The sequence below is a fragment of the Streptomyces sp. NPDC051677 genome, assembly GCF_044453465.1.
GTDB lineage: Bacteria > Actinomycetota > Actinomycetes > Streptomycetales > Streptomycetaceae > Streptomyces.
The window spans coordinates 290168-315674 of the sequence record NZ_JBITCT010000003.1; the positions used below are offsets into that span (position 1 = coordinate 290168).

At 73.0% G+C, this 25507-nt stretch carries 21 protein-coding genes and 1 pseudogene; 6 read left to right on the plus strand and 16 right to left on the minus strand.

Annotated elements, in window-relative coordinates; genetic code table 11:
• Nucleotides 1-130: 130 nt before the first annotated feature.
• Together ACIBAF_RS05685 and aroH are read right to left on the minus strand one after the other, a co-directional pair.
• Nucleotides 131-1216, minus strand: a complete 1086-nt coding sequence (locus ACIBAF_RS05685) for a prephenate dehydrogenase (protein ID WP_399461820.1) — start codon at nucleotides 1214-1216, stop codon at nucleotides 131-133.
• On the minus strand, nucleotides 1213-1575 hold the full coding sequence (gene aroH / locus ACIBAF_RS05690; RefSeq protein WP_399461821.1) for a chorismate mutase: 363 nt from the start codon (nucleotides 1573-1575) through the stop codon (nucleotides 1213-1215). Before aroH ends, ACIBAF_RS05685 begins: the two co-directional genes overlap by 4 nt.
• Before the next feature lie 105 nt (nucleotides 1576-1680).
• Between aroH and ACIBAF_RS05695 the strand changes: the two are divergent.
• Together ACIBAF_RS05695 and ACIBAF_RS05700 are read left to right on the plus strand one after the other, a co-directional pair.
• Nucleotides 1681-1820, plus strand: a pseudogene (locus ACIBAF_RS05695) (DUF6529 family protein); the annotation flags it as partial.
• Complete coding sequence (locus ACIBAF_RS05700) at nucleotides 1817-2239, plus strand: Rieske (2Fe-2S) protein (protein ID WP_399461822.1); 423 nt, start codon at nucleotides 1817-1819, stop codon at nucleotides 2237-2239. The pseudogene ACIBAF_RS05695 and the gene ACIBAF_RS05700, both read left to right, overlap by 4 nt.
• On the opposite strand, the gene ACIBAF_RS05705 is transcribed toward ACIBAF_RS05700, so the two are convergent.
• The 11 genes from ACIBAF_RS05705 to ACIBAF_RS05755 all read right to left on the minus strand — a co-directional run bounded on the left by ACIBAF_RS05705 (nucleotide 2240) and on the right by ACIBAF_RS05755 (nucleotide 15047).
• A complete protein-coding gene (locus ACIBAF_RS05705; RefSeq protein ID WP_399461823.1) occupies nucleotides 2240-3262 on the minus strand; it encodes an ADP-ribosylglycohydrolase family protein in 1023 nt (340 codons plus the stop codon).
• Nucleotides 3259-3978, minus strand: a complete 720-nt coding sequence (locus tag ACIBAF_RS05710) for an NUDIX hydrolase (protein ID WP_399461824.1) — start codon at nucleotides 3976-3978, stop codon at nucleotides 3259-3261. The genes ACIBAF_RS05705 and ACIBAF_RS05710 overlap by 4 nt, the downstream gene beginning before the upstream one ends.
• A gap of 102 nt (nucleotides 3979-4080) precedes the next feature.
• Nucleotides 4081-5238 carry a pseudouridine synthase gene (locus ACIBAF_RS05715; RefSeq protein ID WP_399461825.1) on the minus strand — a complete coding sequence of 386 codons (1158 nt, stop codon included), beginning with the start codon at nucleotides 5236-5238 and terminating at the stop codon, nucleotides 4081-4083.
• Nucleotides 5238-5807 carry an SMC-Scp complex subunit ScpB gene (gene scpB / locus ACIBAF_RS05720; protein WP_399461859.1) on the minus strand — a complete coding sequence of 190 codons (570 nt, stop codon included), beginning with the start codon at nucleotides 5805-5807 and terminating at the stop codon, nucleotides 5238-5240. Before scpB ends, ACIBAF_RS05715 begins: the two co-directional genes overlap by 1 nt.
• A gap of 53 nt (nucleotides 5808-5860) precedes the next feature.
• Nucleotides 5861-6943, minus strand: coding sequence for a segregation and condensation protein A (locus ACIBAF_RS05725; RefSeq protein ID WP_399461826.1), 1083 nt, complete (start codon nucleotides 6941-6943; stop codon nucleotides 5861-5863).
• 18 nt (nucleotides 6944-6961) lie between these two features.
• On the minus strand, nucleotides 6962-7552 hold the full coding sequence (locus ACIBAF_RS05730) for a hypothetical protein (protein WP_399461827.1): 591 nt from the start codon (nucleotides 7550-7552) through the stop codon (nucleotides 6962-6964).
• Nucleotides 7537-8673 (minus strand): ParA family protein, encoded by a 1137-nt coding sequence (locus ACIBAF_RS05735; RefSeq protein ID WP_399461828.1) that lies wholly within the window; start codon nucleotides 8671-8673, stop codon nucleotides 7537-7539. The genes ACIBAF_RS05730 and ACIBAF_RS05735 overlap by 16 nt, the downstream gene beginning before the upstream one ends.
• Nucleotides 8674-9087: 414 nt before the next feature.
• On the minus strand, nucleotides 9088-10212 hold the full coding sequence (ald, locus tag ACIBAF_RS05740; RefSeq protein ID WP_399461829.1) for an alanine dehydrogenase: 1125 nt from the start codon (nucleotides 10210-10212) through the stop codon (nucleotides 9088-9090).
• A 135-nt stretch (nucleotides 10213-10347) separates the two neighbouring features.
• Complete coding sequence (locus ACIBAF_RS05745; RefSeq protein ID WP_399461830.1) at nucleotides 10348-12459, minus strand: tetratricopeptide repeat protein; 2112 nt, start codon at nucleotides 12457-12459, stop codon at nucleotides 10348-10350.
• 186 nt (nucleotides 12460-12645) lie between these two features.
• Nucleotides 12646-13272: an NUDIX domain-containing protein gene (locus ACIBAF_RS05750; protein ID WP_399461831.1), complete on the minus strand. Its 627-nt coding sequence runs from the start codon at nucleotides 13270-13272 to the stop codon at nucleotides 12646-12648.
• A 92-nt stretch (nucleotides 13273-13364) separates the two neighbouring features.
• Nucleotides 13365-15047, minus strand: coding sequence for a CTP synthase (locus ACIBAF_RS05755; protein WP_399461860.1), 1683 nt, complete (start codon nucleotides 15045-15047; stop codon nucleotides 13365-13367).
• Nucleotides 15048-15518: 471 nt separating this feature from the next.
• Here ACIBAF_RS05755 and ACIBAF_RS05760 point away from each other — a divergent pair, with 471 nt between their 5' ends.
• Both ACIBAF_RS05760 and ACIBAF_RS05765 read left to right on the plus strand, forming a co-directional pair.
• Complete coding sequence (locus ACIBAF_RS05760) at nucleotides 15519-17321, plus strand: glycoside hydrolase family 15 protein (RefSeq protein WP_399461861.1); 1803 nt, start codon at nucleotides 15519-15521, stop codon at nucleotides 17319-17321.
• Between the two features lie 265 nt (nucleotides 17322-17586).
• On the plus strand, nucleotides 17587-18969 hold the full coding sequence (locus tag ACIBAF_RS05765) for an FAD-binding protein (protein WP_399461833.1): 1383 nt from the start codon (nucleotides 17587-17589) through the stop codon (nucleotides 18967-18969).
• Here ACIBAF_RS05765 and ACIBAF_RS05770 read toward each other — a convergent pair.
• Nucleotides 18956-19915 (minus strand): LLM class F420-dependent oxidoreductase, encoded by a 960-nt coding sequence (locus tag ACIBAF_RS05770; RefSeq protein WP_399461834.1) that lies wholly within the window; start codon nucleotides 19913-19915, stop codon nucleotides 18956-18958. The genes ACIBAF_RS05765 and ACIBAF_RS05770 overlap by 14 nt on opposite strands.
• Nucleotides 19916-19996: 81 nt before the next feature.
• On the opposite strand from ACIBAF_RS05770, the gene ACIBAF_RS05775 reads away from it, so the two are divergent.
• Entirely contained in the window at nucleotides 19997-21640 is a 1644-nt protein-coding gene (locus tag ACIBAF_RS05775) for a PucR family transcriptional regulator (protein WP_399461835.1), read from the plus strand.
• 427 nt (nucleotides 21641-22067) lie between these two features.
• On the opposite strand, the gene ACIBAF_RS05780 is transcribed toward ACIBAF_RS05775, so the two are convergent.
• Nucleotides 22068-23186, minus strand: coding sequence for a glycosyltransferase family 4 protein (locus tag ACIBAF_RS05780; RefSeq protein ID WP_399461836.1), 1119 nt, complete (start codon nucleotides 23184-23186; stop codon nucleotides 22068-22070).
• A gap of 208 nt (nucleotides 23187-23394) precedes the next feature.
• Nucleotides 23395-24156, minus strand: a complete 762-nt coding sequence (locus ACIBAF_RS05785) for a hypothetical protein (RefSeq protein WP_399461837.1) — start codon at nucleotides 24154-24156, stop codon at nucleotides 23395-23397.
• A gap of 120 nt (nucleotides 24157-24276) precedes the next feature.
• On the opposite strand from ACIBAF_RS05785, the gene ACIBAF_RS05790 reads away from it, so the two are divergent.
• Nucleotides 24277-25482, plus strand: a complete 1206-nt coding sequence (locus ACIBAF_RS05790) for an NAD(P)/FAD-dependent oxidoreductase (protein WP_399461838.1) — start codon at nucleotides 24277-24279, stop codon at nucleotides 25480-25482.
• Nucleotides 25483-25507: the final 25 nt, after the last annotated feature.

Consider the following 25507-nt stretch of genomic DNA (forward strand, 5'->3'; position numbering starts at 1 on the left):
TACGGGGCGCGACTGTGCCCCGCACAAGGTTACCGGCCACGGGTCACTCGTCCGGCCGCGGCTTCCTGGCACCGCCCGACGCCGCCGACCCGGCTGCGCTTCTCGACGCCGCACCGGCGTCACCGGGCGCCTACTGCCGGATCGCCCAGCCCCTCTCCCGCAACGCCGCCGTGAGAACCGGCGCCGACCTCGGCTCGACCATCAGCTGCACCAGACCCGCCTGCTGCCCGGTCGCGTGCTCGATGCGAACGTCCTCGATGTTGACGCCCGCCTGCCCCGCGTCCGCGAAGATCCGGGCCAGCTGCCCCGGCTGGTCGTCGATCAGCACCGCGACCACCTCGTACACCCGCGGAGCGGCCCCGTGCTTGCCGGGGACACGGACCTGGCCCGCGTTCCCGCGGCGCAGGACGTCCTCGATGCCGCCGGCGCCCTCGCGGCGCTTGACGTCGTCGGAGGACTGCAGGGCGCGCAGGGCCTGCACCGTCTCCTCCAGGTCGGCGGCCACGTCGGTGAGCAGGTCGGCGACCGGCCCCGGGTTCGCGGACAGGATGTCGATCCACATCCCGGGTTCGGAGGCGGCGATCCGGGTGACGTCCCTGATGCCCTGCCCGCACAGCCGTACGGCGGCCTCCTCGGCGTGCTCCAGGCGCGCGGCGACCATGCTGGAGACCAGGTGGGGCATGTGGGAGACGAGCGCCACAGCACGGTCGTGGGCGTCCGCGTCCATGACCACCGGGACGGCCCGGCAGTGCGAGACGAGCTCCAGGGCGAGGTTCAGCACCTCGGTGTCGGTGTCCCGGGTCGGGGTCAGCACCCAGGGGCGGCCCTCGAAGAGGTCGCCGGTCGCGGCCAGCGGCCCGGACTTCTCCCGCCCCGACATGGGATGCGTGCCGAGGTACGTCGACAGGTCGAGGCCCAGCGCCTCCAGCTCACGGCGCGGCCCGCCCTTGACGCTGGCCACGTCCAGATAGCCGCGGGCTGCCCCGCGGCGCATCGCGTCGGCGAGGACGCCGGCGACATGGGCGGGCGGGGCGGCGACGATCGCGAGGTCGACCGGGCCCTCGGGCTCCGCGTCGGTGCCGGCGCCGAGCGCGGCGGCCGTACGGGCCTGCTCGGGGTCGTGGTCGGCGAGGTGGACGACGACGCCCCGCTGGGCGAGGGCCAGGGCGGCGGACGTGCCGATCAGCCCCGTTCCGACGACGAGCGCGGTCCTCACTGGGCGATGTCCTTGCGCAGGGCGCCCGCGGCGCCGAGGTAGACGTGGTTGATGTCGGCGCGCGGCCGGTCGGACTCGATGTGCGCGAGGATGCGGACGACCCGCGGCATGGCGCCCTCGATGTCGAGTTCCTGGGCGCAGATCAGCGGCACGTCGACGATGCCGAGCCCCCGGGCCGCGGCCGCCGGGAAGTCGCTGTGCAGGTCGGGCGTGGCGGTGAACCAGATGCTGATGAGGTCGTCGGCGCTCAGGGAGTTCCGCTCCAGGACGGCGGTGAGCAGGGCCGCGACCTGCTCGTCCATGTGCCCGGCCTCGTCGCGCTGAAGTTGGACGGCTCCCCGGACCGCTCGTACCGCCACGGCGCTGCTCCTCGCTGAAGTGCTGATGTACGGCTCTTGGCACGTCCAGCCTAGTCAGCCCACGCGGGACCGGTGCGCGTCGCCCGACCGCTGAGACACTCGGGGGAAACGCGCGTTATGCGGCGCTCCCTCCCGAGTTGTTTCGTCTTCGGCGTCTTCGGTGCCAAGATGCTGGTGCTCCGTTCGGAGCGACACCGCCGCCCTCGGCCCTCTGGTTCTTCCGCACCTTCGGAGTGACGACATGACTCTCCCCGCGACACGGCGCACGGTCCTCCTGGCGACGGGCGGCGCGGCAGCGGCTGCGGCGCTCACGGCGGGCTGCGGCGACAACGGCGACAGCGGCTCGTCGTCCTCGTCCGAGAGGTCCTCGGCCGGCGGCCGGGAACTGGCGAAGACGACCGACATCCCCGTCGGCGGCGGCACGGTCTTCGCCGACGAGAAGGTCGTCGTCACCCAGCCCACGAAGGACGACTTCAAGGCCTTCTCCGCGATCTGCACCCACATGGGCTGCACGGTGAACACGGTCGCGGACGGCACCATCGACTGCCCGTGCCACGGCAGCAAATATCACATCGCCGACGGCTCGGTGGCCGGCGGCCCGGCGCCCAAGCCGCTGCCCGCGAAGCAGATCACGGTCACGGGCGGCACGATCAAGCTGGCGTGATCACTGGTCCCAGAGCGCCCCGAGCGTCATCAGCTCCCCGTGGTACTCGATCCGGTCCGCCCACTGCGTCGGCCAGGCGTCGGCCCCGGCGTACGCGCCCGCGAAGGCGCCCGCCAGACAGGCGATGGAGTCGGAGTCCCCGGACGAGCAGGCGGCCCGGCGCAGCGCGGTCACCGGTTCGTCGGGGAACAGCAGGAAGCACAGCAGGCCGGCGGCCATGGCCTCCTCGGCGATCCACCCCTCCCCCGCCGCCAGGCACGGGTCGGTCTCGGGCGATGGATCGCGCAGCGTCTGCTCAAGGCGTTCCAGCACGCCCAGGCAGTCGTCCCAGCCGCGCGCGATGAAGTGCTCAGGGGTCGGGTCCTGGCTGCGGGTCCACAGGTCGCCGAGCCAGCGGTGGTGGTAGCGGGAGCGGTTGTCGAGGGCGTACGCGCGCAGCAGCCCGAGCAGGGCGGCCGGATCGGCGCCGTGCGCGAGCAGCCGCACGGCGTGGGCGGTGAGGTCGGAGGCGGCGAGCGCGGTGGGGTGCCCGTGGGTGAGGGCGGACTGCAGCTGGGCGGCCCCGGCCCGCTGCTCGTCGCTGAGGCCGGGGGCGAGGCCGAGGGGGGCGACGCGCATGTTGGCGCCGCAGCCCTTGGAGCCGATCTGGCTGGCGTCCTGCCACAGGCGCCGGTCGTCCTTGAGGAGGTCGCACGCGGTCAGGCAGGTCCGGCCCGGGGCCCGGTTGTTGTCCGGTGACTGGTACCAGTCCACGAACTCCTCGCGCAGCGGCCGCACCAGCGACGTCGGCACGAGCAGCCCCCGGTCCATGGCGGTCCGCAGAGCCCGCCCCACCGCGAGGGTCATCTGCGTGTCGTCGGAGACGAAGGCGCGCTTCGGCAGTTCCATCTCCCGCCACGGCCCGCACTTGGCGAGGATCGACGGGACGTCGTTGAACTCGGTCGGAAACCCGAGCGCGTCCCCCAGGGCGAGCCCCAGCAGGGACCCGGTGGCGCGCTTCCTGACGGTGGTGGAGGTGGTCATGCGGAACGTCCTTCCCGGGGCGGTCGCAGCAGGGGCGGGTGGAGCGCGGTGGCGGCGCCCGCGCGGTAGAGGGCGGCGGGCTTGCCGCGTCCGCCGGTCAGACGTGCGGCGCCGGGCACGGCCTCGACGAAGCCGGGGGTGGCGAGCACCTTGCGCCGGAAGTTGGGCCGGTCGAGCCCGGTCCCCCACACCGTCTCGTAGACCTGCTGGAGCTCCCCGAGGGTGAACTCGGGCGGGCAGAAGGCGGTCGCGAGGCAGGTGTACTCGAACTTGGCGCCGACCCGGTCGTGGGCGTCGGCCAGGATCCGGTCGTGGTCGAAGGCGAGCGGTTCGACGGCGTCGTACGGCAGCCAGCGCGCCTGGGCCGCGTCGCCGCCGCCGGTCGGCTCGGGGGCGTCGGGCAGCAGGGCGGCGAACGCGACGGAGACGACCCGCATCCGGGGGTCGCGGTCGGGCTCGCTGTAGGTGCGCAGCTGCTCCAGGTGGAGCCCGGAGACGTCCTTGAGGCCGGTCTCCTCGGCGAGCTCGCGCCGGGCGGCGGTCTCCGCGGACTCGTCCGGCAGCACGAAGCCCCCGGGCAGCGCCCACCGGCCGGCGTACGGCTCGTGGCCCCGCTCGACGAGCAGGACGTGCAGGACGCCTGCCCGCAGGGTCAGGACGGCGAGGTCGACGGTGACGGCGAAGGGCTCGTGGGCGTGCTTGTCGTAGCCCGGCATGACGAACACCCCCTTTTAATAGTCACCACGACTATAAAAAGGGGGTGCGGTCATGCACAAGCCCTTGAAGCTTCAGGAGTCGCTAAAGGCCGCAAAGCCGCCTTACAGATCGACTTCCTTCATGAGCATGCCGACCTCGGTGTTGGACAGCCGGCGCAGCCAGCCCGACTTCTGGTCGCCCAGGGTGATCGGGCCGAAGGCGACGCGCACCAGCTTGTCGACCGGGAAGCCCGCCTCCGCCAGCATCCGGCGCACGATGTGCTTGCGGCCCTCGTGCAGGGTCACCTCGACCAGGTAGTTCTTGCCGGTCTGCTCGACGACCCGGAAGTGGTCCGCCTTCGCGTACCCGTCGTCCAGCTGGATGCCGTCCTTGAGCTTCTTGCCCAGGTCGCGCGGGATCGGGCCCACGATGTGCGCGAGGTAGACCTTCTTCACGCCGTACTTGGGGTGGGTCAGCCGGTGCGCCAGCTCGCCGTGGTTGGTGAGCAGGATCACGCCCTCGGTCTCGGTGTCGAGCCGGCCCACGTGGAACAGCCGAGTCTCACGGTTGGTCACGTAGTCGCCGAGGCACTGACGGCCCTCGTTGTCCTCCATCGTGGAGACGACGCCGGCCGGCTTGTTCAGCGAGAAGAACTGGTACGACTGCGTCGCGACCGTCAGGCCGTCGACCTTGACCTCGTCGTTCTCCGGGTCGACCCGCTTGCCCTGCTCGAGCACGATCTCGCCGTTGACCTCGACCCGCGCCTGCTCGATCAGCTCCTCGCAGGCCCGCCGGGAGCCGTAGCCCGCGCGCGCGAGGATCTTCTGCAGCCGCTCGCCCTCCTGCTCGGCGCCCGGGAAGGTCTTGGGCAGCTTGACGTCCTTCTTGCCCGCGTACCGCTCGCGGTTGCGCTCCTCGGCCCGCGCCTCGTACTCACGCGAGGTCGCCGGGACCGAACGGCCGCGCCCGGTGCCCTGGCCCTGCTTGGGCCCGCCCTTGGCGCCGCCGCGCGCGGAGGCGCCGCGCCCGGACTTGGGCCCCTCGTGGGTGCCGCCCGGGCCGACGTCGTAACGCCGCTCTTCCGGGCGCGGCTTCCTCGGCCGGCCGCCGCCCTGCTGGTCGTCGCGGGCGTTCCCGGCGCCGCGGTAATTGCCGCGGCCACCGCTGCTCCCGCCACGGCCACCGCTGCTCCCGCCGCTGCTCCCGCCGCGGCCGCCGCTGTTGCCACCACGGCTCCCGCCGTTGTTTCCGCTGCTGTTCCTGCCGCTGCTGCTTCGCATCAAAGTTCCGTCTTGTCGTCTGCGTCCTCGGAATCCGGAGCGTCCGGATCGAACGACGGCACGCCCTCCTGGGTCTCGGCCTCGATCGCCGCCGCCTCCGGGAGGAAGGGCGCGAGCTCCGGGAGCTCGTCCAGACCGCGCAGGCCCATCCGCTCCAGAAAGTAGTTCGTCGTCACGTACAGGATCGCACCTGTTTCGGGTTCCGCGCCCGCCTCCTCGACCAGACCGCGCTGGAGCAGCGTGCGCATGACGCCGTCGCAGTTGACCCCGCGCACCGCGGAGACCCTGCTGCGGCTGACCGGCTGGCGGTACGCGACGACCGCCAGGGTCTCCAGCGCGGCCTGGGTGAGCCGGGCCTGCTGCCCGTCCAGGACGAAGCCCTCGACGGCCGCCGCGTACTCGGGCCGGGTGTAGAACCGCCAGCCGCCCGCGATGAGCCTGAGCTCGAAGCCCCGCCCCTGCACGGTGTACTCGTCGGCCAGCTCGCGCAGCGCGTCGGCGATCTGCCGCCGGGGCCGCTGGAGGATCTTCGCGAGGTGCTCCTCGGTCGCGGGCTCGTCGACGACCATCAGGACGGCCTCCAGGGCCGGCTTGAGGTCCAGTGCGGCGACGCTCTCCTCGCTCACGTCTTCGTCTCCTTCTCGGGCTCCTCGGGCGGCCGGTCGAACTCGTCCGTGACCGTCGGCTGCTCGTCGCCGTCCCCGCCGGTCCAGCGCACCAGCAGCTCCCCGAGCGCGGTCTCCTGGTCCAGGGCGACGGCCTTCTCCCGGTACAGCTCCAGCAGCGCCAGGAAGCGGGCCACGACCGTGAGGGTGTCGTCGGTGTCCTCGACGAGCACCCGGAAGCTGGCCTCGCCGAGCTCCCGCAGCCGGGCGACGACGATCTGGGCCTGTTCCTGCACGCTCACCAGCGGCGCGTGGATGTGGTCGACGTACACCTGCGGCTTGGCCTTGGGCTGCATCGCCTTGACCGCGAGCTTGGCGAACCCCTCCGCGCCGATGCTGATGACCACCTCGGGCAGCAGCTCGGCGTGGTGCGGTTCGAGGCCGACGGTACGGGGGTAGCGGCGGGCCTCCCGCTCCAGCCGGTGCGTGAAGATGTCGGCGACCTGCTTGTAGGCCCGGTACTGCAGCAGGCGGGCGAACAGCAGGTCCCTGGCCTCCAGCAGCGCCAGGTCGGCCTCGTCCTCGACCTCCGCGGCCGGCAGCAGCCGGGCCGCCTTCAGATCGAGCAGGGTGGCGGCCACGACCAGGAACTCGGTCGTCTGGTCCAGGTCCCAGTCCGGCCCCATGGCCCGGATGTGCGCCATGAACTCGTCGGTGACCTTGGACAGCGCGACCTCGGTGACGTCCAGCTTGTGCTTGGAGATCAGCTGGAGGAGCAGGTCGAAGGGCCCCTCGAAGTTGGCGAGCCGGACCTTGAAGACTCCGTCGGGGGTTTCCTGGGACGCGGGAGCTTCCCGAGGCTCGGCGGCTGCCCGGGGCTCAGGGGCTTCCCGGGGCTCGGAAGGGGGTGGCGGAGCAACCGTTTCCGCAGCCTCGGGTACCGGCTCCTCCTCCACTGGAACCGGCACGGGCACCGGACCTGGCACCGGAGTCGGGGCCGGAACCGGAGTCGGATCAGCCGCCCCCGGCCCCCGCCCCAGCGCACGCCGACGGCCGGCTGCTGCGCCGGGGCCGGGGGCTGGGACGTCGTTCGAGGTCATGGCCCCCGCAGGCTACCGCTAGCGCCCGCGCAGTCGTCGTACGAGGATGCTCGCGTCCCCGCGGCTCTCCAGGTCGGCGAGGACCACGGCGACCGCCTCGCGGACGATGCGCCCCCGGTCCACGGCCAGCCCGTGCTCGCCGCGGAGCACCAGCCGGGCGTGCTCCAGGTCCATGAGCTCCTCGGCGGAGACATAGACGGTGATCTTCTCGTCGTGCCGCTCCCGGCCGCTGGGCCGCCGGGCGGCCGCCCGGCCCCCGCGCTTGCGCGGCTGCCCCTCGCCGGAGGCGTCGGCGGCAGAACCTTCCTGCGCGCCCTGACGGCGCTCCGAGCGCTCCCCGGCGGCGCCCCGGGTACGGGACTCCCCGGCGTCGCCCGGGCCCGCCTCGGCCGCCGCGTGCTCGGCGCCCTCGCCGTCACCGCCCTGCGCGGGCACGGCCTGCGGCGCGTCCTGCGCACCGCCGGCCGCCACCCCGTCGCTCTCGCCGGCCGGCGCGGGCACCCGCGCCTCGCCGTTGGCGGAGCGCCGGGGCGCGGACGGCTGGAGCGCCATTCCCCCTGTCGTACGGAAGAGTTCGTCGGCCCCCGGCAGACTCACTCGGCGTGACACCGGGCGAGCACCTCCCTGGCGAGCTGACGGTAGGCGGCGGCGCCGACGGAGTTGGAGGCGTACGTGGTGATCGGCTCACCGGCGACCGTGGTCTCCGGGAAGCGGACCGTGCGCCCGATGACCGTGTGGTAGACGTGGTCGTCGAACGCCTCGACGACCCGTGCGAGCACCTCACGGCTGTGCACGGTGCGCGAGTCGTACATCGTGGCGAGGATCCCGTCGAGCTCCAGCTCCGGGTTGAGCCGCTCCTGGACCTTCTCGATGGTCTCGGTCAGCAGCGCCACACCTCGGAGGGCGAAGAACTCGCACTCCAGCGGCACTATCACCTTGTGCGCCGCCGTGAGGGCGTTGACGGTGAGCAGACCGAGCGAGGGCTGACAGTCGATGACGATGTAGTCGTAGTCGTCCATCAGCGGCTTGAGCGCACGCTGGAGCGTGGACTCGCGCGCGACCTCGGAGACCAGCTGGACCTCGGCGGCTGACAGGTCGATGTTGCTGGGCAGCAGGTCCATGTTGGGGACCGCCGTCTTCAGGAGCACCTCGTCCGCCGCCATGCCCCGCTCCATGAGCAGGTTGTAGACGGTGAGGTCGAGCTCCATCGGATTGACGCCGAGACCGACCGACAGCGCGCCCTGCGGGTCGAAGTCCACGAGCAGCACGCGACGGCCGTACTCCGCGAGCGCGGCGCCCAGGTTGATGGTCGACGTCGTCTTGCCCACGCCGCCCTTCTGGTTGCACATCGCGATGATCGTCGCGGGACCGTGTTGGGTCAGCGGGCCCGGGATCGGGAAGTACGGCAGCGGGCGTCCGGTCGGACCGACGCGCTCACGGCGCTGTCGGGCCGCGTCGGGCGCGAGCGTGGCCGCGTACTCCGGGTCCGGCTCGTACTCGGCATCGGGATCGTAGAAGTGCCCGTCGGGCAGTTCGTCGTAGTCGGCGAAGTGGTTGTGGGGCGCGCCACTTCCGTCGCCGGCCATGGCGTTCACGTGATGGCCATCCATGCTCTGGGGTGCTGGCTGAGCCAATAGGGGGCTGGTCTGGCTCTGATGGGCTGCGAAGGTTCGGACAGCGACGGAGCCGACAGCCTCGAGCCCCGCGGAACCCGGGCCCCGCGTAGGCATTCCTGGATGACCACCCCCGGGAGAAAATGTCGACTCATTCACAAGTCGTCTTACCTCCTTGGTGACCAGGAAACTTCTAGACAAGGTCAGCGTGGCACCATGCCGACGGTTGGCGACTCTATGGCGTGTCGGGCGTCCGCAGCAACACAATCCGCCGGACCCGGCCCGATGTGTCGGCAATGAAACATCCCGCTGTCAAGGGCGTACGGCCGTCGCACGGCAGGTTTCACCGGTGTGCGAATCGGTCGAAGGGTTACGTTCGAGGCGAGTTGACCGAGAGCCGCAAAGTGACCATACACACATCCGGCCGGACCTTGTCGGGCAAGGTCCGGCCGGGTGCGCGAGGTTGACGGACTCTGTTGACGTATCGCTTTTTCCCGGCGCGGACTTGGCCGTTCGGCGGGGTCGGGCGGCTCAGCCCAGCAGGGACTCCAGCTCCACGTGCTCCAGTCCGTGCGCCTCTGCGACCTCGCGGTAAACGACCTTGCCGTCATGGGTGTTGAGGCCCTTGGCCAGCGCGGGATCGCGGCGCAGCGCCTCCACCCAGCCCCGGTCGGCGAGTTCGACGATGTAGGGCAGCGTGGCGTTGGTGAGAGCGTAGGTGGAGGTGTTGGGGACCGCGCCGGGCATGTTGGCGACGCAGTAGAAGACGGAGTCGTGGACCGGGAAGGTCGGCTCGGCGTGCGTGGTCGGACGGGAGTCCTCGAAGCAACCGCCCTGATCGATCGCGATGTCGACAAGGACACTTCCCGGCTTCATCCGGGACACGAGCTCGTTGGTGACGAGCTTCGGGGCCTTGGCGCCCGGGATGAGGACCGCGCCGATGACGAGGTCGGCGTCCAGGACGGCCTTCTCGAGCTCGAAGGCGTTGGACATGATCGCCCGGACCTTGGTGCCGAAGACCTTGTCGGCCTCGCGCAGCTTGTTGATGTCGCGGTCGAGCAGCGTGACGTGGAAGCCCATGCCGACGGCGATCTGCGTGGCGTTCCAGCCGGAGACGCCGCCGCCGATGACGACGGCCCGCGCCGGCTGGGTGCCGGGGACGCCGCCGGGGAGCACGCCACGGCCGCCGACCGAGCGCATCAGGTGGTAGGCGCCGACCTGCGGGGCCAGTCGGCCCGCGACCTCGGACATCGGGGCGAGCAGCGGCAGGGCCCGGCTGGGGAGCTCGACGGTCTCGTAGGCGATCGCCGTGGCGCCGGACTCGATGAGGGCGTCCGTGCACTCCTTGGAGGCGGCCAGGTGCAGGTAGGTGAAGAGCGTCTGGTCCTTGCGGAGACGGTGGTACTCCTCGGCGATGGGCTCCTTGACCTTGAGCAGCAGGTCGGCGGCGGCCCAGACCTCGTCGGCGGTGTCCAGGATCTGGGCGCCCTCGGCGATGTACTCCTCGTCCGGGATCGACGAGCCGAGGCCGGCGCCCCGCTCGATGACGACCTGGTGGCCGTGGCGCACCAGCTCGTGCACACCGGCGGGGGTGATGGCCACCCGGAACTCGTTGTTCTTGACCTCGCGGGGGATGCCGACCTTCACGTCGATCACGGTCCTTGGCTCAGAGGGTGTGGGGGTACAGCGAGACATACCCGGAGGTATAGGGCACACCGGGATGCACCGCAGGAGAACGTGCGGCAGAGCCAGTCTAATGAAGGCGTTCCCGCTGTCTAGCCTTTCATTGCATCAATCTCCAGCGGGTGTACTACGGATTTCGCAGGTGTTAGCGCCGTGTTCCAGCCGTTCTGCCTGTCCTGGCCGCTCGGACGGCTCCGGCCGCTGCGGCCGCTCCGGCTCCGGACCGCGGTCCGGGAGCTCCTCTCCCAGGATGCGCTCGGCCGCGCCCCGGTGCAGGCGGGCCTCCACCGGGTCGCCGAGGCGCTCCAGGGTGTCGGCCAGCCTCAGCTGCACGGCGGCCTGCAGACGCGTGTCCTCAGCCCGCCGGGCCCACTCCACGGCCTCCTGACAGGTCCGCAGCGACTCCGCGGGGCGGCCGGCGTACTCCTGGACCCTCGCCAGCTCGCTCAACGCCCGGGCGTGCGCGCCGACATCGCCGTTCTTGCGGTGCCCGGCCGCCGCGGCCCGCCAGGCCCGCTGCGCCTCGCCGTAGCGGGCCGCGTAGGTGTGCGCGGTGGCGATCCGGCCGTAGAGGCGGGCGGCGTCCGGGCGCTCGTCGCGCGCCAGGCGCTGGGCGAGGGCCCGGCCGAACCAGTCGGCGGCCCTCTCGTAGTCCCCGAGCTCCAGGTGCGCGCCGCCTACGGATTCCATCGCGCGGCCGATCGCGTAGGGGTCGTTCGCCTCCCGTCCGGCGTCCAGCGCGGCCCGGTAGCGCACCAGCGCCTCCGCGGTGCGGCCGGTGCCGGCGTCCACGTCGGCCAGGTTCAGCAGGGCGGCCGCCCGCTCCCGGGGCAGGCCTCGCCGCTCGGCGACGTCCAGGACGAGCTGGTGGATGCCGTACAGGTCGGGTGCGGCGCCCTGGGTGCCGAAATGCGCGACCATCGCCCTGACCAGCTGGGACATCAGGCGGCGGGCGAGGGTGTCCAGCTCCCCGTCGGCGACCGCGAGCCGGGCCGAGGCGAGCAGGGCCGGGCGGCGGGCCCGCAGCCAGTCGGCGGCCGCGCGCGGGGTGGGGAAGCGCAGCGCCCGGGGCATGCCCTGGAGCTTCTCGCGGGCCTGGGGGTTGTCGGTCTCGGTGACGGCCCGGCAGGACTGCAGCAGCCGAACCGTCCGCTCCAGCATGCGGGCGCGGGCCAGCTGGAGCTCGGCCGGGCGGTCCTGCCTCTCGGCGGCGGCGCGCAGCAGCGGGTACAGGCAGCCGGGGACCTCGTACTGGGGCAGCGGGGAGTCCACGGCCCGCAGCAGACCGAGCGCGGTGAGCTCGTCCAGCGCGGTGTGGGCGGCGCCCACCGAGCAGCCGGCGAGCGCGGAGGCGGTGTGCGGGTCGGCGAGGCCGGCCGGGGCGAGGCAGAGCAGGCGCAGCATCCGGGCGACGGGGGCGGGCAGCGCGGCGTGCACGAGCCGGAAGACCCGGCTGAGGGGGGTCCCCTCGTCGCCCTCGGCGTTGAGCTGCTTGGCGAGGTCGGCGACAGCGGCCTGGGGGCGGGCGGCGAGCCAGCCGCCCGCCAGGATCAGCGCGGCGGGCTGGCCCTGGCAGGCCTCCACGAGGTTCTCGGCGGAGCGCGGGTCGACGGTGATGCGGACGGAGCCGGTGTACCCGGTCAGCAGGTCGAGGGCGGACTTGGTGTCCAGGCCGCCCAGGGTGCAGGGGCGGACGTCCGCGATGCCGGTGAGCGGTCCGGCGGAGACGGCGACGAGCAGGCACTCCGGGGTGTCGGGGAGGAGCGCGTCGACCTGTTCGGCGCCGGTCGCGTCGTCGAGCAGGAGCAGCGCGCGCCGCTCGGCGAGGGCCTCGCGCAGCAGGGCCGCGAGGTCGTCCTCGTCGGCGCCGGGCGGGGTCGGCACCTGCAGCGCGGCGAGCAGTTCGCGGGCGGCGCGCTCGACCGGCACGGGCGTGCCGTCGGGCTCGGCGAGGCGGGCGCGCAGCACGCCGTCCCGGTAGCGGTCGGCGACCTGCCGGACGAGTTCCTCGGCGAGCGCCGTACGCCCGGAGCCAGGTCGGCCGGCGATGAGCAGGACCCGCGCGCGCGGAGCCTTCTTCCCGGAGATGGTGTCCAGCCCGGCGCGTTCGATGTCGGCGCGCAGTTCCTTCAACTCCCGGGTGCGGCCCAGGAAACGGCCCTCTGGTGCAGCGTGTCCCGACAGCTGCACGCCGCCTGTGTCCACTGCCTGATCCGTCACGGGCCACACTCCCGTCCCACCGCACGCGCAAGCCCGCCGGGACTCCGGATCGGGCGATTCCAGAGCCTAGTTCACGCTCTGCGACGTTCCGGGAGGAGCACGGCGGGCAGGGCGGGGAGGTCCCCCGATCGGATCAGCCGATCGTCACACTGTCGACGATCCGAGCGGGTTTCGGCCCGGCTGCGTTCAGGCCTCGAACGGACGCGCCGGCCAGGGCGCCTCCGCCGGACGCAGCGCGCCCTCGCCGTCCCCCGCGCGGGCGGCCGCCAACGACAGCACGCCCACCACGAGGCAGTTGTTGTGCACGTCGCCCGCGAGGACCGCCCTGACGAGCTCGCCGACCGGCACGCGCGCGTGCTCCATGTCGGCCTCCTCGTCCTCCACCGCGAAGCGCTCCCCGTCCGCCTCGGACAGGCCCCGGGCGAGGAAGATCCGCACGGACTCGTCACATCCGCCGGGAGTCGTGTACACGTCGGTGAGCACCCGCCAGTCCTCGGCCTTGACGTGCGCCTCCTCGTACAGCTCGCGCTGGGCCGCGTGCAGCGGGTTCTCGCCGGGCACGTCGAGCAGTCCGGCCGGGATCTCCCACAGCTTCTGCCGCACGGGGTGGCGGTACTGCTTGATGAGCAGCACCCGGTCCTCCTCGTCGAGGGCGAGGACGGCCACCGAGCCGGGGTGGACCTGGTAGTCCCGGTGGGCCACCGAGCCGTCGGGCATGACCACCTCGTCGGTGCGGACGGAGGTCTTGTTGCCCACGAAGGGGGTCTGGGTGGCCCGGATCTCCCACGCCTCGGGGGTGTCCTTGATCGTCATGCCGTGCGTCCTTCCACGTGCCACCTGCGCAAACGAAAACCGGGGCGCCAACCCTTGAAGGTTTGCACCCCGGCCACCGTACAACCGGTGTGTTACTTCGAAGCCTTCCCCGCCTCGACCGTCCGCTGGACCGCCGCCTTCACCAGGCCGGCGAACAGCGGGTGCGGACGCGTGGGCCGCGAGCGCAGCTCGGGGTGCGCCTGCGTGGCGACCAGGTACGGGTGGACGTCACGCGGGTACTCGACGTACTCGACGAGCTTGCCGTCCGGCGAGGTGCCGGAGAACAGGATGCCCGCCTTCTTCTCCAGCTCGGCGCGGTAGGCGTTGTTCACCTCGTAACGGTGCCGGTGCCGCTCCTCGACGTACTCCTTGCCGTCGTACACCTCACGCACGATGGAGCCCTCGGCCAGCTTGGCCGGATACATGCCCAGGCGCATCGTTCCGCCCATGTCGCCCTCGCCGGCGACGATGTCGAGCTGCTCGGCCATGGTGGAGATGACCGGGTGGCCGGTGGCCGAGTCGAACTCGGTGGAGTTGGCGTCGGGGATGTCGGCCAGGTTGCGCGCGGCCTCGATCACGATGCACTGCAGGCCCAGGCAGAGACCGAGCAGCGGGATCTTGTTCTCGCGGGCGTACCTGATCGCGCCGACCTTGCCGAGCACACCGCGGTCGCCGAAGCCGCCCGGGATGCAGATCCCGTCGACGTCCTCGAGCTGCGCCTTGGCGCCCGCCGGGGTCTTGCAGTCGTCCGACGTGACCCACTTGATCTTCACGCGGGCCTTGTTGGCGAAGCCGCCGGCGCGCAGCGCCTCGGTGACCGAGAGGTAGGCGTCGGGCAGGTCGATGTACTTGCCGACGAGAGCGAGGGTGATCTCGTGGTCGGGGTTGTGGACGCGGTCGAGCAGGTCGTCCCAGGTCGTCCAGTCCACGTCGCGGAACGGCAGGTCCAGCTTGCGGACGACATAGGCGTCCAGGCCCTCGCCGTGCACGGTCTTGGGGATGTCGTAGATCGAGCGGGCGTCAGGGCAGGCGACCACGGCCGCCTCGTCGACGTCGCACATCAGCGAGATCTTGCGCTTGATCGCGGTCGGCACCTCGCGGTCGCAGCGCAGCACGATCGCGTCCGGCTGGATACCGATGTTCCTCAGGGCCGCGACCGAGTGCTGGGTCGGCTTCGTCTTCAGCTCACCGGACGGGCCGATGTAGGGAAGGAGAGAGATATGGACCACGAACACGTTGTCCCGGCCGACCTCGTGCCGGACCTGGCGGACGGTCTCCAGGAACGGCAGCGACTCGATGTCGCCGACCGTGCCGCCGACCTCGGTGATGACGACGTCCACCTCGTCCGTCGCCATCCGGCGGATGCGATGCTTGATCTCGTTGGTGATGTGCGGGATGACCTGCACGGTGTCGCCCAGGTACTCGCCGCGCCGCTCCTTGGCGATCACCGTGTTGTAGACCTGGCCGGTCGTGACGTTGGCCGAGCCGTCGAGGTCGCGGTCGAGGAACCGCTCGTAGTGGCCGATGTCCAGGTCGGTCTCGGCGCCGTCGTTCGTGACGAACACCTCACCGTGCTGGAAGGGGTTCATCGTGCCGGGGTCGACGTTCAGATACGGGTCGAGCTTCTGCATCACGACGCGCAGACCCCGGGCCTTGAGCAGCATGCCGAGGCTGGAGGCCGTCAGGCCCTTGCCGAGAGAGGAGGCGACACCCCCGGTGACGAAGATGTGCTTGGTCGTCGTGGCTTTGCTGTTTCGAAAAGCAGCGGGCTGCATGGCCAAGAGGGGGCTCCCGTGGTCGCGATTTGGGGGTGCGGTTCGGGGGCGTCGAGACCACCGGTCCACGGGCTACCAGGGTATCAGCGCCTCGGAGACCTGGCTTCCGGCCACGCTCCGCGCACGGACCGACACGCGCGGGCGCTCCCGCACCGGTTCCTCACCCGTTGCTCACCCGTTCGGCCCACCCGCGTTGTCGGGAGCGGCACGCAGATCATCTACGTGCGTCGTATCCTGCTCGGACACTCGCTGCCGAGCCCGGCCGGACAAGACGGCACACCCCCGCCCGTATCCCCCCGGAACAACGAGAGCTCGTCAGTTCGTTGAGCAATAATCGGCGTTTTGCCTGTACGGGTGAGCGACTGCTTTGCTTCACCGCTCAACGACGCATTACAACGACCCCTTGACCGCAATAAGCGACAGCCCCCTATCTTTCACGGGGGTGACGTGGCCGTTCGACTGGAGTTGCACGTGGCCGGGCGCATCGAAGACTACGCACTCATCGGAGACATGCAGACCGCTGCCCTGGTCTGCCGTGACGGGACAGTGGACTGGCTGTGCCTGCCCCGCTTCGACTCGCACGCGATCTTCGCCGGTCTGCTCGGCACGGAGGAACACGGATTCTGGCGGCTGGGCCCCGCGCACGCCTCCGACGCGCAGCCGCCGCGCGCGGCCCGGCGCACCTACCGGGGCGACTCGCTGATCCTGGAGTCCGAGTGGGACACCCCGCGCGGCACGGTCCGGGTGACCGACTTCATGCCCCCTCGTGACGGCGCGCCCCAGCTGATCCGCATCGTCGAGGGCGTCTCGGGCCGTGTCCCCATGCGCTCGGCCCTGCGGATGCGGTTCTCCTACGGCCGGATCGTCCCGTGGGTGCACAAGCACGAGGGCCGTACGGTGGCCGTCGCGGGCCCGGACTCGGTGTGGTTCGACACCGACTGCGAGACCTACGGCAAGTCGCTGACGACGTACGCCGACTTCACGGTCGCCCCCGGCGACCGGGTCGCGTTCACCATCTCGTGGGAACCCTCGCACAAGCAGCCGCCGGCGCTGCCGGAGCCGGAGCAGTCGCTGCAGGCCACGGAGGACTTCTGGCGCGAGTGGGTCGAGCACTGCACGTACCACGGCCCCTACCGTGAGGCCGTGATCCGCTCGCTGATCACGCTGAAGGCGCTGACGTACGCGCCGACCGGCGGCATCGTCGCCGCGCCGACCACCTCGCTGCCCGAGGACATCGGCGGCGTCCGCAACTGGGACTACCGCTACACCTGGCTGCGCGACGCGGCGATCACCCTGTCCTCGCTGCTGCGCACCGGCTACCGCGAGGAGGCCCGCGCCTGGCGCGAGTGGCTGCTGCGCGCGGTCGCCGGCGACCCCGAGAACCTGCAGATCATGTACGGCATCGCGGGCGAGCGCGAGCTGGGCGAGGCCGAGCTGGACTGGCTGCCGGGCTACGAGAACTCCGGCCCGGTCCGGGTCGGCAACGGCGCCGCGCACCAGCTCCAGCTGGACGTGTACGGCGAGGTCACCGAGGCCCTGCACCTGGGCCACATGACGGGCCTGGCCCGCAACGACTACGCCTCCCTGCTCCAGCTCAAGCTGATCCGCTACCTGGAGCAGCACTGGGACGAGCCGGACGAGGGCATCTGGGAGGTGCGCGGCCCGCGCCGCCACTTCGTGCACTCCAAGGTCATGGCCTGGGTCGCGGTCGACCGCACGATCAAGCTGATCGAGTCGGGCGACGCGGACGGCCCGCTGGAGAAGTGGCGTGAGCTGCGCGACGACATCCACCGGGACGTCTGCGAGAAGGGCTACGACAAGGAACGCAACACGTTCACGCAGTCCTACGGCTCGAAGGAGCTGGACGCCTCGCTGCTGCTCATCCCGCAGATGGGCTTCCTGCCGCCGGACGACAAGCGGGTGATCGGCACCATCGAGGCGATCCAGCGCGAGCTGTCCACCCCGGACGGCTTCATCCTGCGCTACCCGACCTCGGGCGGCGACGAGGGCGTCGACGGCCTGCCCGGCGACGAGGGGGCCTTCCTGGCCTGCTCGTTCTGGATGGCGGACGACCTCGCGATGATCGGCCGGGTGGACGAGGCCCGCAAGCTGTTCGAGAAGCTGCTCTCCCTGCGCAACGACCTCGGGCTGCTCGCCGAGGAGTGGGACCCGCGCCTGAAGCGCCAGGTCGGCAACTTCCCGCAGGCTTTCAGCCACGTCCCCCTGATCGACACGGCCCTGCGTCTGACGGCCTCGGGTGCCTACGGCGGCTGAACAGGACCGTCAAGCCGCGCCCGCCCAGGACCTGTCCGGCCGATCAAGTCGCAGGAGAGCGACGGCGCCTGTCCGATGCCGGTGAGCGGGGTCTGGTGCGTGCAGCTGCAAGGCGGAGGAGGGCGTCGACGCGATGGGGGTCCCTCCCGCTCGAGCGCAGCCGAGAGTGGGGGAGCGCGTGCCAGACCCCGCGTCTGCGACATGATCGGCCGGACAGGTCCTAGGCTGGGAAGTCCAACAGCCCCTGCACGAAAGGGGGCGCCTCATGGCCTCCCCGTCGAAGGCGGGCGCGGCCCTCGCCGCGCTGCGCGAGGATCTGGTCGGCGACGTGTTCGCCCCGGGGGATGCGGGCTACGACGAGAACCGCACGGTGTTCAACGCGATGATCGACCGGCGCCCGGCTGTGATCGCCCAGTGTGTGGACGAGTCCGACGTGGTGCGGGCCGTGCGTTTCGCCCGTGACCTGGACCTGCACATCGCGGTGCGCGGCGGCGGGCACAGCGTCGCCGGCCAGGCGCTGGGCGACGGGGCCGTGGTGGTCGACCTGCGGCACCTGCGCGCGGTCACGGTCGATCCCGCGGGCGAGGCGGCACGGGTCGCGGGCGGCGCCCTGATGAGCGACCTGGACCGCGCCTGCCAGCCCCACGGCCTCGCCACGACCGGCGGCCGGGCCTCCACCACCGGCGTCGGCGGCTTCGTCCTCGGCGGCGGCACGGGCTGGCTGGACCGGTGCTGCGGGCTCGCCGCCGACAACCTCCTCGGCGTCGAACTCGTCACGGCCGACGCCCGCCGGGTGCACGCCAGCGCCGACGAGAACCCCGACCTGTTCTGGGCCCTGCACGGCGGCGGCGGAAACTTCGGCGTCGCCACCTCCCTCACCCTGAAGCTGTACGAGCTGCCCGAGTTCTCCATCGCGCTGGTCCTGTACCGGCCCGAGCACGGCCGCGAGGTCGTCCGCACCTACCGCGACGTCATCGAGTCGGGTCCCGACGAGGCGGCCGGGGGCGTCCTGTTCTTCACCGGCCCGCCCGAGGAGTTCGTCCCGCCGCACCTGGTCGGCACGCTGGTGTGCGGTGCGCTGCTGACGTACGCGGGCGCCGAGGAGGACATGCGCAAGCTCGCCGAACCGCTGCTGGCGCTGCCGCACGAGACGGAGATCGTCGGGGCGATGCCGTACGCCGACGTGCAGTGCATGCTCGACGATCCGCCGGGGATGCGGAACTACTGGTCGGCCGAGTACCTGACGGGCGTGCCCGACGCCCTTGTGGACGTCTTCTGCGCCCGCGCGGACACCCTGCCCGTGGGGACGGGCACCCAGCACGTGCTGTGGCCGCAGGGCGGCGCGATCGCCGCCGGCCCGGCCGAGTACCCGGTGCCGTTCCGCAGCGCCCCGTGGGCGGTCCACCCGTTCGGCATCTGGGAGGACCCGGCGGACGACGAGGCCTGCGTCCGCTGGGTGCGCGACGTCCGCGCCGACGCCCGCCCGTGGAGCACCGGGGACGTGTACCTGAACTTCATCGGCGACGAGGGCGCCGACCGGGTCGTGGCGGGCCTGGGCGCCGAGAACGCCCGGCGCCTCGCGGATCTGAAGCGGCGCTACGACCCCGACAACGTGTTCCGCTTCAACCACAACATCAGGCCGACCTGAGCGCCGTCAGCGTCCGCTCTCCCGCCGGATCACCGGCCGTCGCCGGGACCAGCGCGATCTCGTCGAGCCCCGCCTCGGCATAGGCGTCGATCCGGGCGCGTACGGCGTCCAGGTCGCCCACCAGGCCGACGGTGGCCGCGGCCGCCGGGGGCAGGGCGCGGACCAGGACGGCCCGGTCGGCGCCGGCCGCGGCCAGCTCGACGGCCTCGGCGAAACCGGCCCCGGCGAACACCTCGCGGTACCCGGGCACGGTCAGGTATCCGGCGATGCTGCCGAGGACCTGGACGAGCGCCACCGGTTCCGGGTCGACGGCCGCGGGCAGCCAGGCGGCGAGCACGGGCGGCGTACGGCCCGCTTTCCCGGCCGCCGCGTCCAGCTTGGCGCGCAGCTCGCGCACCTGCTCCGGCGAGACGACGTCGAGCAGCATCCGGTCGGCGTGCGCGGCGGCCGTGGCGATCGCACGGTCCCCGAACGCGGCCACGGTGAGCGGTCCGCCCGGCGGCGGGAGCCGGCGCCGGAAGGCGCTGCCGGGCGCCACCGGCTCACCGGGCCGGGCGTGCAGCAGCGCCCGCACGGCTGCCGCGGTCTCGTCGAGGACGGCGGCGGGACGCGTCCGGGGCCGCCCGTGCACGCCCTCCACCACCCGCTTGCTGGACGTGCCCAGCGCCACGCCGACGGCCCGTCCGCAGGTGACGGCGGCGACCGACGCGACGCCGCGGACGAGGGTGTACGGGTCGCGCACGGACACCGGCACCGGTCCCGCCGTCAGCACCGCCCGCTCGGTGACCCGGCCGAGGGCGGCGGCCAGCACGAACGCGTCCCAGGTCGGCCCCTCGCCCGCCCACACCTCCCGGTAGCCGAGCCGGTCGGCGAGCGCCGCGACCCGCAGCGGCTCCTCGACCGGGCTGTCGTCCTCACGGGCCACGGCAACCACGCTGAAGTCCATGGGCCGCAGCTACCCGGCCGCGCACCGTCCAACCCGGTCCGTGGATGTCGCCGGCACGTCCGCCCAGGTAGCGTCCGCTGCATGGACAGCCGCACGGACCACCGTTACGACAGCCAGGGCGCCGGCATCACCGTGCAGCGTGCGCTGGAGCTGCCCGGCCTGCGCAGCGGCCTGCCCGAGATCCTCGCGGGCGCCGACCGGCTGGACCGCACGGTGCGCTGGGTGCACGCGGGCGAGGTCCCGAACATCGCCTCGCTGCTCAAGGGCGGCGAACTGCTGCTGACCACGGGCTACGGCCTCGGCACCCGGCCGGTCGAACAGCGGGCGTTCGTGCGCACGCTGGCCGAGCGGGGCATCGCGGCCCTGGTGATCGAGCTGGGCCCGCGCTTCACCCGGCTGCCCGCCGCCCTGGTCGAGACGGCGCGCTCGACCGGCCTGCCCCTGGTCCAACTGCACCGCGAGGTGCCGTTCGTGACGGTCACCGAGGAGATCCACACCGAGATCGTCAACGGCCACTACGCGCTGCTCCAGCGGGCCGAGGAGGTGCACCGCCGCTGTACGGAGGCCCTGCTGGGCGGGGGCGGGATCCCGCAGGTGCTGGGCATCCTGGCGGACTTCAGCGGCAACCCGGTGTTCCTGGAGACGACCGACGTCCAGCTCCTGTACGCGGCCGGGGAGGGACCGGAGGGCGCGGATCCGCTCCAGGTGTGGGAGGGGCTGCGCGACCCGCACAAGGACGCGCCGCCGCCCTCCGGTTCGGTGCTGGTGGACGTGCCCGGCGGCGGGCCGGGGGCGGGGTCGGTGCGCGCCCGGCTCGTGCTGCTGCCCGTGCGCGCCCCGCTTGCTCCGGTGCACCGGATCGCCGCCGAGCGGGCGGCCGGGATCCTGGCCGTGGTGCTGATGCAGGCCCGCCAGGAGGAGGAGCTCGCGGCGCGCGGCCGGGGCGACTTCCTGACCGACCTCGCCGAGGGCCGGATCGCCGCCGAGGACGCCCCGGCGCAGGCGCGCGTCCTCGGCTTCCGGCCGGGCGCCGGTCCGTTGCTGCCGGTCGTGATGCGGCTGGGCGACGGCATCTCCCCCGGCGGGGGCTGGGCGGTGCTGGCCCGGGCGGTCGCGGAGGAGCTGGCGTCGGTGGGCGTGCCGGTGCTGCTGGGCGTGCGGCCGGTGGAGGGCCGGGTGCCGGTGCTGCTGGGGCTGCGGTCGGAGTCGGAGCGGTCCGCGGTCGCGGACCGGGTGGCGGCGGCGCTGCGGGCCGGGGTGGAGCGGGCCGGGATGCAGCGGCCTGGGGCCCAGCCGCCGGTGGTGGTGGTCGGGGTCGCGGGCGGCTGGGCGGCCGCCTCGGCGGGCCTCAGGCACGCGGCGGAGACGGCGACCGCCGCACAGGGCCTGCCGGATCGCCCCTGGTACGACGCCCGTCGCCTCGACATCGACCTGCTGCTGTGGCGGCTGCGCGAGCACCCCGACCTGGCGGCCTTCGTGGACCGTGCGATCGGCCCGGTGCGCGCCCACGACCACCGCTCCAAGCCGCCGTTGCTGCCCACGCTGGAGACGTACCTGGCGCACGCGGGCCGCAAGGCGGAGACGGCCCGGGAGCTGCACCTGAACCGCCAGACGCTGTACAACCGCCTGGCCCGTATCGGCGAGTTGCTCGGCACCGACCTGGACGACCCGCAGACGGTCCTGGCGTTGAGCCTGGCGCTCCGGGCACGGCGGCACGTGCCGTGAGGCAGGACGCACAGGCCGTGAGGCAAGGTGCACGGGCCGTGAGGCAAGGTGCACGGGCCGGGGGTCATGGCGCATGGGCCAGGGGGTCATGGCGTATCGGCCAGGAGAGCAAGGCGCACGGGCCAGGGGAGCAAGGCGCACGGGCCAGGGGAGCAAGGCGCACGGGCCGGGGGAGCAAGGCGCACGGGCCAGGGGAGCAAGGCGCACGGGCCAGGGGAGCAAGGCGCACGGGCCAGGGGAGCAAGGCGCACGGGCCAGGGGAGCAAGGCGCACGGGCCGGGGGAGCAAGGCGCACGGGCCGGGGGTCATGGCGCATGGGCCAGGGGAGCAAGGCGCACGGGCCGGGGGTCATGGCGCATGGGCCAGGGAGTATGGCGTATCGGCCAGGGAGTATGAGGCGTGAGGGGCGAGGCGTGCGGCCGGGGGCTCAGATCATCGGCCGGGGCTGCGTCAACTCGTCGTAGACGCTGAGCACTTGGGCGACGGTCTCGTCCTCCGTGGGCCAGGTGGCCGCCTGCCGGGCGCCCATGTCCCGCAGGAGTGCGCGGCGTTCGGGGTCGCCGAGGAGTCGTGCCACGGCGGCGGCGAAGGCCTCGGCGTCGTCCGGCGGTACCAGTTCGGCCGCGTCGCCGACGAGTTCGCGGACACCGCCGGTCAGCACCGCGACGAGCGGCACGCGCGCGTGCAGGGCCTCCTGCGCCAGGACCGACCGTGACTCCCCGCCGCCCGGCAGCAGCGCGAGGTCGGCGGCGGCGAGCAGCTCGCTCACGTCGTCCCGCCGCCCGAGCAGCCGGACCGGCAGGTCCTCGTCCTCGATACGGCGCTGGAGCTCCGCCCGCTGCGGCCCCTCCCCCGCGATCGCGACCAGCGGCCCGGCGTCCAGTCGGCGCCAGCTGCGCGCGGCGTCCAGCAGGAGGTCGTGCCCGCGGTGGCGCTCCAGGGAACCGACCGCCATGAGCAACGGGCGTCCGACGGCGCCGAGTTCGGCGCGCAGTTTGGAGGCCGGCTCCTCGTGGCCCTCGCCCCGGCGGGACCGGGGCAGCGCCACGGCGGCGAGCCGCGCGTCGCGGGCGCCCGTCCGGCGGGCCCGGTCCACGAGGTCGGACGTGGTGCCGAGGACCACGGCGGCCGTCCTCGCGACCCGCCGTTCCAGCAGCCGCAGCAGGTGGGCGCGGGCCCCTTCGGCGTGCGCCCGGTTGTGCCAGGTGACGACGAGCGGGGTGGTCCGGCCGCTGAGCGCGAGGACGGCCCGGAACGAGGCGTGCAGGCCGTGCGCGTGGACGAGGTCGGCGTTCGTGCAGGCCGCCCGGAGCGCCGCCACGGATCCCGGGTCGCTGCTGCGCGGCACGTGCACGTGTTCGGCTCCGGCACCCGTGAAGTCATGAGCGCGATCGGCCTCGACCGGGGCGCACACGGCCACTCGCACGCCCCGCGCGACGAGCCCCGCGGTCAGGGAGCGCACGTGCGCGCTGCTGCCGGCGTTGCCGCCGCCCAGCACCTGCACGGTACGCAGCGGCGACTGGCCGTGCGGTGAGTGGCTGCTCACGTGGCCGGGGCTCCTGATTCGGCGTCGGACGGTCACGAAGAAACGTACAGAAGGACCGGCGGAGGGGTGGACCGCTGACGTTCCTCCAGGTACTACGCCCAAGGATGCCAGCACGTACGGGTGTTCCGTGCCGCCGAGCGGCCCGGCACCCGGCCACAGAGCCCCCTTCATCACCCACACGAGTGAGGGAAACCGGGGTTCCGTTCGATTACCGGAGGGCGGACCTCGCTACCTCGCTCACCCGCTCCCCATACACCGCTGCGGCCACGACGGCGGCGGCGTGCGCGATCAGGCCCGCGCGCCCGTTGCCGGCCGCCACCGCCGCCCCGAGCAACGCGCCCAGCGCGTGCGCCCCGCTGTCGCCGAGCATCTCCCGCCCGCCCAGGTCCTCGGGCAGCACCGCCGTCGCGGCCCCGACCGCCACCGCCGACAGCTCCCCGGCCGCCCCCGCGCGCAGCGACCCCGGCGCGCCCAGGGCGAGCACCACACCGGCGGCCCTCGCGGGGCGTACGTCCACGAGGTTGACGAAGTGCGCGGCCCCGGCGATCACCACGCCCGCGAGCACCTTGTCCAGCGGCCGCTCCTTCAGCAGCGCCCCCGCGACCAGCCCGGCCGCCGAGATCCCGACCAGCTTCACGGCCCCGCTCGTGACCTCCCCCTGCCGCAGCGCGCCCAGGTGCGCCCGGAAACCGCGCCGTGGATCGCCGACGCCGACGACGTCGTCGTACGCCCCGCAGGTCCCGGCGGCGGCCACGGCGAGCGCGGCGGCCGGAGTCACCCGTGCGGCCGCGACCGCCGTGGCCAGAGCGGTGGCGGGGCCGGAGTACAGCCCGACCGTCCGCCCCGTGTGGTTCTCCCGCTCCCACTGCTCCCGACCGCCCGGCGCCGCCGCGCGCAGCGCCGCCGTCGTCGCCCGCGTCAGCAGCGCAGCCGCCGCGAAGGCCGCGCCCCGTCCCCTTCGTATGACCATGCCCTCACCTTAGGGAAACGGCCCGGACGACCCGGGCGAAGAAAAAACATCGAGCGCGCTGTCACAACCGCGGACCCTGCGGTGTCTTGAGGCCGAACCCCTGGAAACGGAGGACACACCATGAGCGAGAACACCGATGTGATCGTGATCGGCGGCGGATACGCCGGCGTCATGGCCGCCAACCGTCTGACGCAGCGCGCCGACGTGACCGTGACCCTGATCAACCCGCGCCCGACGTTCGTCGAGCGGATCCGACTGCACCAACTGGTGGGCGGGACCCATGACGCGGTCGTCGACTACGACAAGGTCCTGGCCGCGGGCGTGCGGCGGGTGGTCGACAGCGTGACCAGGATCGACGCGGCCGAGCGCGGCGTGACCCTGGCGAGCGGCGGCACGCTGCACTACGACTACCTGGTCTACGCGGTGGGCAGTGGCAGCGCCGACCCGCGCGTGCCCGGAGCGGCCGAGTTCGCCCACCCGATCGCCACCCTGGAGGACGCTCAGCGGCTGCGGCCGGCCGTCGACGCGGCGCCCTCGACGGCCCCGGTGACCGTCGTCGGCGCCGGCCCCACCGGCATCGAGACCGCCGCCGAGCTGGCGGAGACGGGCCGCGCCGTGACCCTGGTGTGCGGCGGGGTGCTCGGCCCGTACCTGCACCCGCGGGGCCGGCGCTCGGTCGCCCGGCGGCTGGCCGCGCTCGGGGTGAACGTGCTCGAAGGCCCCGACGCGAAGGTGACCGCCGTGACGCGCGACACCGTGCGGCTCGGCGACGGCCGCGAACTGCCGAGCGGGGTGACCGTCTGGACCGCCGGGTTCGGCGTCCCGGACCTGGCCGCCCGCAGCGGGCTGAGCACCGACGCGCTGGGCCGCCTGCTCACGGACGAGACGCTGACCAGCGTGGACGACGCCCGTATCGTCGCGGCCGGGGACTCGGCGGCGCCGTCGGACCTGCCGCTGCGGATGAGCTGCCAGGCCGCGATGCCGCTGGGCGCGCGAGCCGCCGACACGGTGCTCAGCCGGATCGCCGGCGAGCGGCCCTCGCCCCTCAACCAGGCGTTCGCCGGCCAGTGCATCAGCCTGGGCCGACGCGCCGGCATCTTCCAGTTCGCCCACAGGTACGACGTCGCGGTGTGGTTCCACATCGCCGGTCGCCCCGGCGCGAGGATCAAGGAGTTCGTCTGCACCGGCATCGTGGGGCATCTGGCCGGCGAGGCATCGAAGCCCGGTTCCTACCGCCTGCACCGCGTCTCAGGAGGCGACCAGCGCCGGCTGCTGCTGGAGGGCCGGCGCGGCGAGACCCGGGCCACCGCCGACCAGAACGCCTAGGCCGCGCACGAACAGGGGAGAGACC